Here is a 14660-nt window from a genome sequence, read left to right as displayed (position 1 = left end):
CCCCAGGGTGCGCCTTTGTCATAGTGGCCTCGGTTAGATGGAGGCGCATATGCATCAGCTCGAACAGCACATACTTCAGGTCAACGGTATCGACCTGAGCCTATACAGCGCTGGCCCTGCAGCGGGGCGGCCGGTCTGGTTGCTGCACGGCTTTCCCGAGTGCTGGCATTCCTGGCGGCAGCAGATCACGCCTTTGACCGCTGCCGGTTACCGCGTGCTGATTCCGGAAATGCGTGGCTATGGCCAGAGCAGTGCACCGCGTGATCCTGCGGCCTATGACCTCCTAACCATCTGCGCCGACATCCAGGCCGCTATGGATCAGCTAGGCCAGCAGCAGGTGTGTGTGGTCGGTCATGACTGGGGCGCGCCGATTGCCTGGCACCTGGCCCTGCTTGAGCCCGAGCGAGTGCAGGCGGTAGTCGGCATGGCGGTGCCGTTTGGTGGGAGGCCTCGGCAGCCGGCCATCGAGATCATGCGTCAGCTGTACGCCGGGCGTTTCCATTACATTCTGCATTTTCAGCAGCCTGGCGTAGCCGAGGCGGAAATGGATGCCGACATCCCCCGTACCCTGCGCATGATGATGCACAACACCTCGGCAGCCGTGCCCAAGGATCACTTTCTGCAGGACAAACCCGCCGGCGCTGGGCTGTTTGATGGCATGCAGGACCCCGGCGTGCTGCCGGCCTGGTGTGACCGTGCAGCGTTCGAGCATTACCTGAAAACCTTTGAGGGCCGCGGCTTTTATGGCGCGCTGAACTGGTATCGCAACTTTGAGCGTAACTGGCAGCGCACCGAGGCCCTGGCTGACCGGCAGATCGAGCAACCAGCGCTGTTTCTACTGGGGGATATGGATCCAGTCGGCACTCTGGAGGCCTATACCCTCAAGCAGATGCCCAAGCGAGTCGCCCGACTTGAACAGCATGTGCTGAAAGAGTGCGGACACTGGATTCAGAACGAGCAGGCCGAGCAGGTCAATCTGTTGCTACTGGCTTTCCTCGCTCGGCATTTCCCTGGGTAAACCACAGGCTTGATTACGATTAAATTGGCTGATCCCAACGGCTAAAGGCATCACTCAGGTGTTCGATCCACGCGCGTACGGCCGGCAGCATGCCGCGTCTGTGGGTGTACACCGCTTGTAGATTAGCGGCGGGTAGCGCCCAGTCAGGCAGCAGGCGGATCAGGCGGCCATCGGCCAGTTCATCCAGGCACAGGGGCGCGGGCAGCATGGTAAAGCCCAGGCCGGCCATGGCTGCTTGCTTGCGTACGTTGAAATCTTCGATGGCCAGGCGTGCTTCCAGCACAGCCTCCTGCACGGGCCCGCTGTCGTGCTGCAAACGCAGGTGGATTCTGCGGTCCGCTTCTATTGCGCCCAATGCAGGTAGCGCTGAGAGGTCGCCGGGCGTGCTGATCCTGGCGTGCTGCAGCAAGGCCGGTGCGGCCACCATAAAGGCCTGTGCCGGACGTAAGCGGCGGGTAATCAGCGTTGGGTCTTCATCTTCGGCGCTGCGCACGCGCAAGGCGACGTCCACGCCCTCGTTGAGCAGGTCGATGCGCCGGTTGGTCTGGATCAACTCCAGTTGCACCTTGGGGTAGGCCGCGAGAAAACTCACCACCAGCTCCGAGAGCAGGGCGATGCCGCCTGGCGCGCTGACCCGCAGACGACCGCGCGGTTCGCTGGTCAGACTGGCCACGGTTTCCTCGGCCTGTTCGGCTTCCTGCAGCATGGCCTGGCAATGGCGCAAGTAGCGTTCGCCGATATCGGTCAATGCCAGTTTTCGGGTGGTACGTTGCAGCAGGCGCGCGCCGAGGCGGTTCTCCAACTCGGCAATGCGTCGCGACAAGCGTGACTTGGGGATGCCGAGGGTGCGCCCGGCCGCAGCAAAGCCGCCGGCTTCCACCACCTTGGCGAAGTAGAACAGGTCGTTGAGGTCATGCATGGTTCTATCGTCCTATCAGTAGGACGAACTATCGCATTTGCACTGACTAATCGGCTATTGCTTTCATCGATAGTATCTCCAGCATCTTGATCGCCGCGGGGCGATCTCAATTTGGAGATTGTCATGAAACTACTGCACCTCGATTCCAGCATCCTCGGCGACTCGTCAGCCTCCCGCCAACTCAGCCGCGCCGTGGTCGACGCCTGGCTGGCCGCTGAGCCTGAAGCGCAGGTGAGCTATCGCGATCTGGCCAGCGATGCACTGAGCCATCTGTCTGCCGCCAGTCTGGTAGCCGGTGGTACCCCAGCGGAGCTGCGCGATGCGGCGCAGCAGCATGAAGTCGAGCTGGCCGAAGGCACCCTCAATGAGTTTCTCGCGGCTGATGCCATCGTGATTGGCGCGCCGATGTACAACTTCACCATACCGACCCAGCTCAAGGCCTGGATCGACCGTGTGTCAGTAGCCGGCAAGACTTTTGCCTACGACGAGAACGGCCCCAAGGGCCTGGCGGGCGGCAAGAAGGTGGTGATCGTTTCCACTGCGGGCGGTATTCACGCGGGTCAGCCAAGCGGCCAGGCCCATGAAGAGTATCTGCAACTGGTGCTGCGCTTTCTCGGCATTACCGATATCGAGATCGTCCGTGCCGAAGGCCTGGCCTACGGTGAAGAGCCGCGCGCCAATGCCATCACGGCGGCGCAGGAGAAAGTCGCTGAGTTGTTTGCCACTGCCTGATTGGCTGCATAAAACAAAAAGCCCGCTCAATTGAGCGGGCTTTTTGTTGGTCGTGCGTTACTGCGGTGTTAGACGATGACGCCCTGGCTGCGCAGGTAGTCATCGTAGGTGCCGCTGAAGTCGGTGATGCCGTTGGCCGACAGCTCGATGATGCGCGTAGCCAGGGAACCAACGAACTCACGGTCATGGCTGACGAAGATCAGCGTGCCCGGGTAGTTTTCCAGCGCCAGGTTCAGCGCTTCGATGGACTCCATGTCCAAGTGGTTGGTCGGTTCGTCCATGATCAACACGTTCGGCTTTTGCAAAATCAGCTTGCCGAACAGCATACGGCCTTGCTCTCCACCGGAGATGACTTTTACCGACTTGAGGATATCGTCGTTGCTGAACAGCATGCGCCCCAGCGTGCCGCGAATCATCTGCTCGCCGGTAGTCCACCGACCCATCCAGTCGAACAAGCTGATATCGTCTTCGAAGTCGTAGGCGTGGTCCTGGGCGTAGTAGCCCAGTTCCGCGCTGTCGGTCCATTTCACAGTGCCGGCATCCGCGGTCAGTTCGCCGACCAGGGTGCGCAGCAGGGTGGTTTTACCGATTCCGTTCGGGCCGATAATCGCCACGCGCTCGCCGGCTTCAACCTGGAAACTGAAGTTCTTGAACAGCGCCTTGCCGTCGAAACCCTTGGCCAATTTATCGATCATCACGGCCTGGCGGTGCAGCTTCTTGTTCTGTTCGAAACGGATGAATGGGCTGACGCGGCTCGATGGCTTGACCTCGGCCAGCTGGATCTTGTCGATCTGCTTGGCGCGCGACGATGCCTGCTTGGATTTCGAGGCGTTGGCCGAGAAGCGGCTAACAAAGCTTTGCAGCTCGTTGATTTGCGCTTTCTTCTTGGCGTTATCCGACAGCAGTTGCTCGCGTGACTGGGTCGCGGCGGTCATGTACTCGTCGTAGTTGCCCGGGAACAGGCGCAGTTCGCCGTAATCCAGGTCAGCCATATGGGTGCAGACCGAGTTCAGGAAGTGACGGTCGTGAGAGATGATGATCATGGTGCTGTTGCGCTGGGTCAGGATGTTTTCCAGCCAGCGGATGGTGTTGATGTCCAGGTGGTTGGTTGGTTCGTCCAGCAACAACACTTCCGGATCGGAGAACAGTGCCTGCGCCAGCAACACACGCAGTTTCCAGCCCGGCGCGACTTCGCTCATCGGGCCGAAATGCTGCTCCAACGGGATACCCAGGCCGAGCAGCAACTCACCGGCACGGGACTCGGCGGTGTAGCCGTCCATTTCAGCGAACTCACCTTCGAGTTCGCCGACCTTCATGCCATCTTCTTCGCTCATTTCAGCGAGCGAGTAGATACGGTCGCGCTCAGCTTTGACCTTCCACAGCTCTTCGTGACCCATGATCACGGTGTCGATCACGCTGAAGTCTTCGTAGGCGAACTGATCCTGACGCAGCTTACCCAGGCGCACGTTCGGCTCCAGCATCACCTGGCCACCGCTGGATTCCAGGTCGCCGCCGAGAATCTTCATAAAGGTCGACTTGCCGCAGCCGTTGGCCCCGATCAGGCCGTAGCGGTTGCCGCCGCCAAACTTGACGGAAACGTTCTCGAACAGGGGCTTGGCCCCGAATTGCATGGTGATGTTGGCGGTGGAGATCAAAGGTCTTACCTATCAATGACTTATGGCTTGCTGAATGGGGTTGATACCGATTTGATACCAATGTTCAGCTTTTCCAGTTCGCTCCAGTCGGAGCTTGAGTTGATCCAGCGGGCGTACGTCGACAACAACATTTGGACGCTATGGCCCAATTGCTGAGAGATGAAAGCGGGGTTCATGCCGGACATTAAGCATATTGTCGCATAGGTGTGGCGGCAGTTATACGGCGGCCGGTAGCGGATACTCAAGGCCTCGAGGGTAGGGCGCCATTGGTGATGCACGTTGGAGGTTTCCTTGATGTACTCCTGGCCTTTTGACGGCGGAAACACGTAAGGCGTGTTTTTGACTCGACCAACACCGTGCTGCCGGCGTTCCGCATAGTTTAGGGCGAACCACAATGCCCGCAGCGCACGCTCATTGAGCAGAACATACCGACCACTTTTGGTCTTTGTCCGTTCTTCCACCACGCCTAGTGCAACTGTGCGACAGACGTGCACTTGTTTCCGACTCCAATCCACCGATTCCCATCGCAGAGCTAGCGCCTCTGATAACCGCAGGCCTGAGAAAAATAGAAATTCGAACAAGGCTGCATAGATCAGGCTTGGCCAGTGCGAGGTTGAGTAGAGTTTTTCGACTATCCGATTGGCGTCGTCCAAAGTCAGCGGATCCGGATCTTTGCGTGATCTGCGTGGCACTTCCAATGTTTCTGCTGGGTTGCGTTCGATCAGCCCATCACCCAAAGCAGCTTTTAGGATCGTCGAAAGCTTGACGAGTGCGTTCCTTTTTACTCCGGAGGACGTCCATTTCGTCTCAGCAGTGATGCGGCGTAGCAGTGTTGTGGTGATCAGATCGATGCGAATTAACGCCAAGTGGGGCATCCAATAGTGGTTCAGCGTGCTTTTGTAGTTCAGCCTGGTTCCTTGAGTGATGTCACGGCTGTCCAGCCATAGCTGGGCAAACTCACCGAAGCACGAAAGCCCGCCCTCCGGCACCGCAGAGCCTGGGAATAGTTCGCTGTACTTGGCATCATCGAGCAGGCCCATCTTGGAGAGGCGCACTACTTGATCTCTAAGGATGGATGCCGCCGCAATCCCTTTTGGCGTGATGGGATAGGGGAGCGTTTCGCTGCACCGGCGTCCATTCCAGGTGAACCTGATGCGTATGGAGTTTCGGAAAACTTCCACCCCGGTGGGCATATCCACTGACTTTCGAGCCATTCGTCGTATCTCCGCAGGCTATAAATAATTTTTCGACCAATTTTGAGCCAGACCCCCTCAGGGATTTGCTTGCGAGCGCGTTTTGCTTGCAGCGCGCGCTTGGTTGTGCCAAGTAACTCAGCCATTTTCTCTTCCGATATCTTGTCGAGATCGATTGAGTGAGCGTCGGTTGTCATAGCCGCACCTGACTCGACATCAGGAGTTGTCTAAACCATCCTTTTCTAGGCCCAGAAGGTTTTGATTTTTTTCCCCCACCCATGAACACCTCTTCGTTCATCAACGTTTGGTGCGTACATGGTGGGGGGCAATTTTCTGAAAATGCGGGCTATCTGTGCCCTAAACAGGGTCTGAACTCCCGGGTCAAGATTTGTGGTGATTCATCACGATCGGCTGGAGTGATTGCCATAAAGTTACTTTTGAGTTTCCGGCTGGCCTTAAACCAGACAGTTCGAGGCACCCGTATGCATAGGTTGTGTGGGCGTTTGTCAGTTGCGTGACGGAAGTTTCGAAGCTCTTTCTCTTTTATCTGAGCATGAGATCTTCGATCTGCAAGTTAGTGTGGTAGGGGCGTCGTGAGAATTTGTGCTGGTAAGAAACTCAGCGACAGCGTGCGTGGTAAACGTGTTGAAAGGTTCGTGCCGAGGTGGCTGCTTGTACTACCCTAGGCGGCAACCGACGGCGGCATTCAAGTTGCTGGTGACGCATTGCGCTTGCGGGGATGAGAGACGAAATTTCGAGACCGATTTCGGCCCAGGCCGTGTAAACCGAAACGAGCCGGTAATCAACTTACGGCGGAATTTCTCGGTGTCTAGGAGGGCGTCGAAGGCCGACAATCGCTACGGTGAGGTGGCAATAAAGTTCACTTTTGTGAACATCTATTGATGTGCAGCTTCACACTAGGAGTTCACAAAAGTGAACTCTACGAGCACTTTTGATACTCAGAAACGCACCAATTTCATATACCCAACCCTCGATCTGAGCTCGGTTGAAGACTGCCTGCTGGTCGATTTTCGGGCCGGGCTGCCAGGTATTGCGAATCATCTGAAAAACATCGAAGTGTATGAGTTGATGTTTTTATCAATTCAATTCAAGCCCTTATGAGTAAAGGGCTCCAGAATGGCCTGATGTTTTTTTGGTGTTACTGGGTTGCATCTTCCACACATCAACATCCATGCCAAATCGGTGAGAACTGGCCCAATATAAAAACATCGCAATCAGGGTTTCGATGTTTACGTTCTTTCTGCTCAAGCCTTAGTGAATAGGGGCTTACAGCATGGTCTGATGTTTTCCCCGTGTTACTGCATTACATATTTCATACGCAGTGACCCTACCGATAGGTTCGTAATCGGTCGGCTGGGTCATGAAACTCAGTAAAGGATGCGGCTTTTACAACTAAGGAATGGCTTTTCAGCCATTTAATGGCTAAATCACTGGGTCTGTGAGGGTTGTATTTGACCTGATCTGCGTTGGTCGGGGCTATGCCCGCGAACCTAGTATTTGCGGGCACCGGAGCCTGATATTTTGCAGTAGCACCGCTGTTGCATAGGTGCATTAAGAAGGAATATCACGGTGGACACATTTGAACGGTTCGGGCGGGCACATCTGGCAATGTTCGATAGTGCGTGGCTTTAGGCCGACAGAAGTATGGGATTGGGAAGGAGGCGGCCTGGTGTAGCTGGCACGACAAGTTTGTCGCTTATGGGAGGCAGTAGGTGACAGGCTGCCGAGCTATGGTCTGCTGTGATGGCTATCCGCTCTGGGCTTCCACTTGTTTAAGCCTGGAGTGCAAGCGGCGGAGAGGTAACCACCTCCATAGTGGCCATTGATGTTTGCCATAAGCGTCGATATACGATCCCATCGAAATCGTGTGTATCGAACGGCAAAGACTGCGCGCAAGTCATGGTATGGCGCGGAGTGGAACGGAGATTGTCGAGCACGGGGGTGGATGCCGCAAAAGCTCACCGCCATGGCAGTGTTGTCATATGGATAACAAGGCCGGGAGTGTTCACTGTCATTGAGGCCGAGTGCTTGCTGAGCGCCTCAAAAATGACTCACATTGAGGGCTCCAACCGACTTGGTACCCGAACGCGAACTGGAACCGCAGGCAAAAGTGTTTGACGAGGCCGTATCCCGAGGATCAAAGAGATTGGCTGATCAGCTCAAATTGCAGATACTGACAATAAGCCAGTATGGACTCAGAGGGGCAGTCAGATCTGATGGCACGGAAGCGAAGAAACAAATCTGAAATTTCCGGGGTGGCTATCCTGGGGGTTCTGTTCTTGGGCGCGATTGCCTCTATCCCCAAAGAAGCCTGGATTGCTCTTGCTGGAGTAGGGGTTATCGGCTTCGGTGTATGGCTGATCGTAAAGGCCAACAGCAACTCGTCCAAAACCCCTCCCTCTGTGACGCATCAACAGCACCGCCCTTCATCTTCGAGAAATTGGCCTAGAGCGGTAGAGGCTGATCCGAATCGTGGCTTAGTGTTTTCTCTGGACGAGGTCGAAGTCCAAGATCAGGCCTATACAGGCAACACTCGGGAACTGGCACCTGCTGCGGAGGAGAAAGTCAGGAGGCGAGAGGACTCAGAATTTTTCACGGTCACCCTCGAAGTCTCAACGCCACCTTCATATCGCCTGCCGAGTGCGCCGGCGACACTGATGGATGAAAATGTCCGATGGATTCCGGCCGGTGAATTCGTTGAGGTAGCCGGAGAAAAGATTCCTGGCGGCATGATCTATGTGGGTACAGGGCTAGTTGATCGTTATGCTGCACCCGAGCCATCTTTGATCAACCCCAAACTCAAGGTTGCGCGTGGTGTTATCGACATCGCCGAGAGGCTGACTGGCTACTGGGCCAGTTACGACTCGATTTCACCCGAGGCGCGTCGCGCCTATTTACACTGGCTGTCCAGTGGGCGGAAAGCACCTCATGCCAATATCGGCTACGTATTCCTGTTCTTCTACGGCCTTGAGCGGCGTGTATTCGTTGATGCGAAGAGCGATCCTAATGTCGCTTCCGAAATCGCTGGCATCGTGTCGGAAGTCGAGCGCCTTCTCGCCATCTATGGGGGGAGCGGCTCATTTAGCAACTACGCCGGTCGGTTTCTAGCGTTTCTACGCATGGGTGAGACTCCGCCGAGACGTTATTTGGCACCGCCGCCGGACAACCAGGCCTACGGTTATGAAATGCCCATGGAATTGCGTATTGGCCTGGGACAACTAGCTGCCGACAAGCAGCGTGTGCCCGCCGAATGGGCCTTGTCCTGGGCGCTGGCGGATCAGAATATTGGCAAGCGAACGCCAGTGAGCCGTTGCCAGGACGCCTTCGCAGCGTTGTTCAAGATCAAGTATGAGCAGCTTCATGGCGATGGCATGGTTCTGCCGCAGAACAAGACCAGGTTGAAGTTGCAGTACAACACCGCGTCGGCTGCCTTGCCGGTTCAAGCGCTTGAGGGGGTGGGTGATATCCCAGACGTAACAGCGACTTCAGCTCCTCGCAAAAAGCTGCAGCAAATAGTTGATGAATGCACGGCGGAGCTGGAGCCCTACAGCCGATATCTCGGTCGTAATCCCGATACCCCTGAAGCCTTGGAAGGCTTGCTGCAGCTCCCCATCATGCTGTGGCCGGCGGCGTCGCGTGCTGAGTTGGATGCGCTGAAACAGCGCATAGGCGATGGCATGGTGGTCATGAGTTTCGGCGAATTGGCGGGGCGATTGAAAAGTGCCGGAGCCCTTTCGCGGGACAAGGTGATCGCACTGGCGCGGGCGTTGGAGTCATTGCATATCGGCATTGAGCCGGATGTATTAGCCGGCAGCAAAACACCTAAGGCGGAAGATACTGTGGCGCTGTTTGCCACCCAGATCGAAGACGGGGATCTAAGAGCATCTCCCGCTTACAATGCCGCCTCGGTCACCTTGGATCTAGCCTGTGCCGTTGCGGCGGCGGATGGCGACACATCTCCAGAAGAGATCATGCTGCTGTCCCGTCACGTCGATTCCTGGAGCCACTTGAGTGGGGCGCATCGCAAGCGCCTGAAGGCCCACCTCCGCCTAAAACTCAACCAGCCGCCGACCTTGCAAAGCCTGAAGAAAAAGCTGGAACCGCTGACCAGCTCGGCGAAGCGAACTGTGGCGGCGTTCCTTGCCCACCTAGCTCAAGCGGATGGGGAGGTGAGCCCTGCGGAAGTGAAGTTGCTTGAGCGTGTCTACAAGGTTCTTCAACTGGACTCTCAGTTCCTATACGGCGACCTCCATGTGGCAGCTAGTGGCGCGTCGACGAGCACTGCTCCTACGGTTGCCTCGATATCACCATCCACCGCATCATCAGCGTCGAAGACTGGCTTCACGTTGGATCATGAACGGATTGCCCAACTACAACGTGAAACCGAGCAGGTGTCGGCGTTGTTGGCCCAAGTTTTCGTAGATGAGCAAATCGTCGAGCCAGAGGAGCCCGATAACAGTGGCGCTTCGGATGACACCAGTAGCATCTGTGGGCTGGATGCTGATCACTCGGCCTTCCTTCGCTTGCTTGTCTCTCGGATGGAATGGTCACGAGAGGAGTTGGAAGCAGTGGCCAGCGATATGGATCTCATGCTTGATGGCGCGCTTGAGCACATTAACGACATGGCCTTCGAGCATTTCGATATGCCTATTACCGAAGGTGAAGATCCCCTCGAGATCAATCCTGACATCATGGGAAAATTACCATTATGAGCAGCATCAGAGCTAAAGATCGCGATGCGGTTATTCAGTCCCTTCGTGCGGGAGTCGTTCCGCGGGCAGGTCAACACCTGATCCAGGTGGGTAGGGTTGGTGAGCTGGAAGCGCTCATTCGTGATGTCGAGCGCTTGACCGAGAGCGGTTCAGCGTTTCGAGTCGTAATTGGTGAGTACGGTGCGGGAAAGACCTTTTTCCTGAATCTTGTGCGCTCCATTGCGATGGAGCGCAAGCTCGTGACCATGCATGCGGATCTGAATCCCGATCGCCGGCTCCATGCCTCTGGTGGCCAGGCTCGCTCGCTTTATGCTGAGCTGGCGAAAAACATGTCAACGCGTACCAAGCCCGATGGCGGAGCCTTGCAGGGCATTGTCGAAAGGTTCATATCCCAAGCCAAGAGCGAGGCCAAGGCGTCCGGTAAGGACAGCGAGGCTGTGATACGCGAGCAATTGGGCCAATTGACCGAGATGGTCAACGGCTATGATTTCGCTGATGTGATCGCGGCCTATTGCAAGGGCTTCGAGGAAGGCAACGAACAGCTCAAGGCCGATGCCATCCGCTGGCTGAGAGGTGAGTTCACCACAAGAACCGACGCGCGCGCTGCCTTGGGTGTACGCACAATCATCGACGATGCTTCCGTCTATGATCAGCTCAAGCTCCTGGCTCGGTTTGTCCGCTTGGCGGGCTTTGAGGGGTTGATGGTTTGCCTGGATGAGCTGGTCAATCTCTACAAGCTAGCCAATACCCAGGCGCGTAACGCCAACTACGAACAGATCCTGCGCATCCTCAACGACTCTTTGCAGGGTTCTGCCGAAGGCCTTGGATTTGTGCTCGGAGGCACCCCCGAATTCCTGATGGATACCCGCCGCGGCTTGTACAGCTATCCGGCTTTGCAGTCGCGTCTGGCGGAAAACAGTTTCGCCAAGTCTGGGTTGGTGGATCTGTCAGGGCCAGTCATCCGCCTAGCGAGCCTGACACCCGAGGACTTCTATGTGCTTCTTCAGAAGCTGCGCCATGTCTACGCCTCGGGCGACAGCACACGCTACCTCCTTCCTGACGAGGCGCTGCCTTTGTTCATGGCGCATTGCAACCAACGGTTGGGGGATGCCTATTTCCGTACACCCCGCACCACGATCACGGCATTCATCAACTTGCTGGCCGTGCTGGAGCAGAACCCGAGCGCGGACTGGAGACATTTGTTGGGGGCTGTGGAGCTGAGCCCGGATAGAGGTGGTGAAGCCGACACTCAAGTAGATGCCGACGATGAGCTCGCAACCTTCCAACTCTGAGTCGGAGGGCTTCAGCCTTCTTGACTCCCGGATTCAGCGCTGGATCTGGATGGAAGGCTGGACCTCTCTACGAGATGCCCAAGAGCGGGCCATCCCCGCGCTGCTCAATGCTGATCAGGACGTCATCATCGCCGCGGCGACGGCGGCGGGGAAAACCGAGGCGGCGTTCCTGCCCATTCTGACGAACCTGCTGAAGCAGCAGGAACCGCCAGGGTCAGTGCTTTACATCAGTCCGCTCAAGGCGCTGATCAATGACCAGTGGGAGCGACTGAGCAAGCTTTGCGACGAACTCGAGATTCCCGTCGTTGCCTGGCACGGCGATATCTCGTCGAGCCGCAAACACCGCTTTCTAAAATCTCCTGAAGGCGTGCTGCTGATCACCCCGGAGTCTCTTGAAGCGCTGTTCGTGAACCGGGGGACGAGTCTGCCCGGGATTTTCGCGAATCTGCGCTACCTTGTGATTGATGAGCTGCATGCCTTTATCGGCAGTGAGCGAGGCAAGCAACTGCAGTCCTTGTTGCATCGGGTCGAGCAGGTGATCGGACGTCCTCTCCCGCGAGTAGGTTTGTCAGCGACACTGGGCGATATGATGCTGGCTGCTACCTTCTTGCGCCCAGCTTCCCCGAGCAAGGTGACGGTGATCGAATCGAAAGGTTCGGGGCAAATTCTGAAAGTTCAGATCAGAGGCTTTCAGGAGCCAGAGAAAGACACACCCCAACAGCCCGAAGATAAGGAGAGCCCAGAAGACAACTCAGCCTCCGATCACGCAATTTCCGAGCACCTCTTCCAGGTGCTGCGTGGAAGCAACAACTTGGTGTTCCCTAACAGCAGGACTCAGGTCGAATGGTTTGCCGATCAGCTACGGCGTCGCTGCGAGCAAGACGGTGTACCTAATGAGTTCTGGCCACATCATGGCAGCCTGTCGAAAGATATTAGGGAGGATACCGAGCGGGCCCTTAAAGCGGGGGACCGGCCGGCGACTGCGATCTGTACCACTACGCTGGAACTGGGCATCGACATTGGCAGCATCAAAACGGTTGTACAGATAGGGCCGCCACCTTCAGTTGCCAGTTTGCGCCAGCGTCTTGGCCGTTCTGGGCGTCGCCCAGGAGAGGCAGCCATTCTCCGCGGATACTGCAAGGAGCGTCGATTGACGGATGACTCTCCAATATCGGATCGCTTGCGCCAAGGATTGGTACAAAGCATCGCGATGATCCGGCTACTGATGAGGGGATGGTTTGAGCCGCCAAGAGCGCAGGGGCTGCATTTGTCGACCTTGGTGCAACAATGCCTCTCGATGATTGCGCAGCAAGGTGGTGCCACTGCAGCTGAGTTGTGGGGAACGTTAGTAAGCAATGGCCCTTTCTTGGCCGTTGAGCAGGGCAGCTTTCTGAACCTCCTGCGTGCTTTGGGTGAGCGAGATCTGATCATTCAGGAACCGGCCGGGCTTTTGCTGCCTGGTGAGTTGGGCGAGCGGCTGATCAACCACTACGACTTCTACAGTGCATTCACAAGCAATGAAGAATTCCGAGTTGTTTGCGATGGCAGACCCCTTGGGGCTCTACCTATCTCACGACCGCTGTGTGCTGAACAGCGCATCATCTTCGCCGGGCGTCGTTGGCAGGTGATTAACGTTGATACGGAAGGCAAGGTGATTGTCGTCAAGCCCTCCCCAGGAGGAGCTCCCCCTGCTTTTGACGGTCTGGCTGCTCGAGTTCACGACAATGTCCGGCAAGAGATGAAAACCGTACTGCAGGAAGAGGAGACTTATCCCTACCTCGATCCAGTGGCACAGAATCTACTGGCGGAGGCGCGGCAAAGCTTTGCTGATCTTAAGTTGGGCCATCAAAGCTTTATTGAGAGCGGAGGAAGAACCTGCCTTTTCACCTGGCAGGGCGATTGGGCCAACGATGCCTTGGCCGTCCTTCTCGAGTACGTCGGCTTGCCCACTGAGAACTCAGGACTGGTCATCGAAGTGCAGGGTGGAGGAGCATTGCTTGAAAGCAAGCTTCGAGAGGTTGCGGCTTTGAAGGAGCTTACGGCGAGCACTGTCCTTCACAACGTTCAGAATATGATCAGGGAGAAATGGGACTGGGCGCTGCCTCCTGAGCTTCTTATGGAGTCGTTCGCCACGATGTATCTCGATCTGGAGAAAGCACAGCAAACCGCAGCTCATCTGATTGGACTTGAGGCCCCGGCTTCTCTTTCGTGATGCCATGTATTGCTAGATTGAAGAGAGCATCCTGCCGGGATTGGCCGCTTTTGGCCCAGACCGTGTAAAAACGCAGCAAGCGATGGCAATCAACTGCCGGGGATTTTCTCGGCGTCCAGAAGGCCGTCGAAGGCCCGATCAGGCGCAATCGGTGATTCTGGTTGCTATGACACTTTCGACTTCGGTGCGCCTGCTGGAGGGCGGCAAGAGTCGTAAAACAGGCCTCAGGCCTTCATCGCGGCCATCAAGGCATCGCTACCCATCAAGCTCAACACGCGTTTGAGATTGTAGGCGAGCACATGCAGGCTCATCTCGGCACTCACCCGGTCGAGAGTCTTGGTGAGGAAGTGGGTGGCACCCATCCAAGATTTCAGCGTGCCGAACGGATGCTCGACCGTCTGACAGCGGATTCGCATCATTTCGGGCGCTTGATCCAGTCGATCCTGCATCGCCTCAAGCACGGCCTCATGCTCCCAGCGGCTCACCCGACGCTGCGGACTCGGTGTGCATTGCTCTTTCAACGCACAACCTTGGCAGTGCGAACTCCAGTAGCGATGCAGCTTTAGCCCTTTCTCGACGCTTGAGTAGCGCCAGATCAGACTTTGCCCAGCAGGGCATCGGTACTCGTTCCTAGCTGGGTCATAGATGAAATCACCTTTGCCGAAGCGGCCAGCCGCTGTCGCTCCCGAGGTCAGCGTCTTGGGCACGAAAACAGTGATTCCAGCCTCATGGCACGCCAGGATTTCTTCGCCCTTGAAATACCCTCTGTCTGCGACCGCCGAGAGCTTCTCGACACCCATGGCCTCTCGCGCTTGCTTGGCCATGGAACTCAGCTGGTCACGATCAGCCCCATCGTTCGTGACCTCGTGCGTCACGATCAGGTGGTGCTTCGCGTCGACCGCCGCC

General features: G+C 56.7%; 10 protein-coding genes. 5 read left to right on the top strand and 5 right to left on the bottom strand.

Features of this window, described 5'->3' with window-relative positions; translation table 11 throughout:
- The first annotated feature begins 49 nt into the window (after nt 1-49).
- Entirely contained in the window at nt 50-1018 is a 969-nt protein-coding gene (locus VMP31_RS11055) for an alpha/beta hydrolase (RefSeq protein ID WP_325507023.1), read from the top strand.
- A 19-nt stretch (nt 1019-1037) separates the two neighbouring features.
- Here VMP31_RS11055 and VMP31_RS11050 read toward each other — a convergent pair whose 3' ends face one another.
- Entirely contained in the window at nt 1038-1937 is a 900-nt protein-coding gene (locus tag VMP31_RS11050; RefSeq protein ID WP_325507021.1) for a LysR substrate-binding domain-containing protein, read from the bottom strand.
- A gap of 123 nt (nt 1938-2060) precedes the next feature.
- Between VMP31_RS11050 and VMP31_RS11045 the strand changes: the two genes are divergently transcribed.
- Nucleotides 2061-2669 carry an FMN-dependent NADH-azoreductase gene (locus VMP31_RS11045; protein WP_325507019.1) on the top strand — a complete coding sequence of 203 codons (609 nt, stop codon included), beginning with the start codon at nt 2061-2063 and terminating at the stop codon, nt 2667-2669.
- 68 nt (nt 2670-2737) lie between these two features.
- Here VMP31_RS11045 and VMP31_RS11040 read toward each other — a convergent pair whose 3' ends face one another.
- From VMP31_RS11040 to VMP31_RS11030, 3 genes are read right to left on the bottom strand one after another with little or no spacing between them, the layout of a single operon-like run.
- Nucleotides 2738-4324 (bottom strand): ABC-F family ATPase, encoded by a 1587-nt coding sequence (locus tag VMP31_RS11040; protein ID WP_325507017.1) that lies wholly within the window; start codon nt 4322-4324, stop codon nt 2738-2740.
- A 20-nt stretch (nt 4325-4344) separates the two neighbouring features.
- Nucleotides 4345-5478 carry a tyrosine-type recombinase/integrase gene (locus VMP31_RS11035; protein WP_325507205.1) on the bottom strand — a complete coding sequence of 378 codons (1134 nt, stop codon included), beginning with the start codon at nt 5476-5478 and terminating at the stop codon, nt 4345-4347.
- Nucleotides 5379-5714: a hypothetical protein gene (locus tag VMP31_RS11030; protein WP_325507015.1), complete on the bottom strand. Its 336-nt coding sequence runs from the start codon at nt 5712-5714 to the stop codon at nt 5379-5381. Before VMP31_RS11030 ends, VMP31_RS11035 begins: the two co-directional genes overlap by 100 nt.
- A gap of 2040 nt (nt 5715-7754) precedes the next feature.
- On the opposite strand from VMP31_RS11030, the gene VMP31_RS11025 reads away from it, so the two are divergent.
- The 3 genes from VMP31_RS11025 to VMP31_RS11015 are packed head-to-tail and all read left to right on the top strand — an operon-like array spanning nt 7755 to nt 13754.
- Complete coding sequence (locus VMP31_RS11025; RefSeq protein WP_325507013.1) at nt 7755-10250, top strand: TerB N-terminal domain-containing protein; 2496 nt, start codon at nt 7755-7757, stop codon at nt 10248-10250.
- Nucleotides 10247-11542 carry an ATP-binding protein gene (locus VMP31_RS11020; RefSeq protein WP_325507011.1) on the top strand — a complete coding sequence of 432 codons (1296 nt, stop codon included), beginning with the start codon at nt 10247-10249 and terminating at the stop codon, nt 11540-11542. The genes VMP31_RS11025 and VMP31_RS11020 overlap by 4 nt, the downstream gene beginning before the upstream one ends.
- Nucleotides 11517-13754: a DEAD/DEAH box helicase gene (locus tag VMP31_RS11015; protein ID WP_325507009.1), complete on the top strand. Its 2238-nt coding sequence runs from the start codon at nt 11517-11519 to the stop codon at nt 13752-13754. Before VMP31_RS11020 ends, VMP31_RS11015 begins: the two co-directional genes overlap by 26 nt.
- Nucleotides 13755-13978: 224 nt before the next feature.
- Here the strand turns inward: VMP31_RS11015 and VMP31_RS11010 are convergent.
- Nucleotides 13979-14660, bottom strand: a 682-nt coding sequence (locus VMP31_RS11010; protein ID WP_325507007.1) for a transposase, incomplete at its 5' end; no start/stop codon positions are given.

The sequence above is a fragment of the Pseudomonas sp. genome, assembly GCF_035512415.1.
Lineage (GTDB): Bacteria > Pseudomonadota > Gammaproteobacteria > Pseudomonadales > Pseudomonadaceae > Aquipseudomonas.
The sequence above is the reverse complement of the archived record's forward strand: the minus strand, read 5'-3'. Positions and strand labels throughout refer to the sequence as shown.

Bases quoted from the DNA above. Each gene is read 5' to 3' on its own strand.
- VMP31_RS11055 (WP_325507023.1), top strand. From the start codon at position 50: ATGCATCAGCTCGAACAGCACATACTTCAGGTCAACGGTATCGACCTG.
- VMP31_RS11050 (WP_325507021.1), bottom strand. From the start codon at position 1,937: ATGCATGACCTCAACGACCTGTTCTACTTCGCCAAGGTGGTGGAAGCC.
- VMP31_RS11045 (WP_325507019.1), top strand. From the start codon at position 2,061: ATGAAACTACTGCACCTCGATTCCAGCATCCTCGGCGACTCGTCAGCC.
- VMP31_RS11030 (WP_325507015.1), bottom strand. From the start codon at position 5,714: ATGACAACCGACGCTCACTCAATCGATCTCGACAAGATATCGGAAGAG.
- VMP31_RS11025 (WP_325507013.1), top strand. From the start codon at position 7,755: ATGGCACGGAAGCGAAGAAACAAATCTGAAATTTCCGGGGTGGCTATC.
- VMP31_RS11020 (WP_325507011.1), top strand. From the start codon at position 10,247: ATGAGCAGCATCAGAGCTAAAGATCGCGATGCGGTTATTCAGTCCCTT.
- VMP31_RS11015 (WP_325507009.1), top strand. From the start codon at position 11,517: ATGAGCTCGCAACCTTCCAACTCTGAGTCGGAGGGCTTCAGCCTTCTT.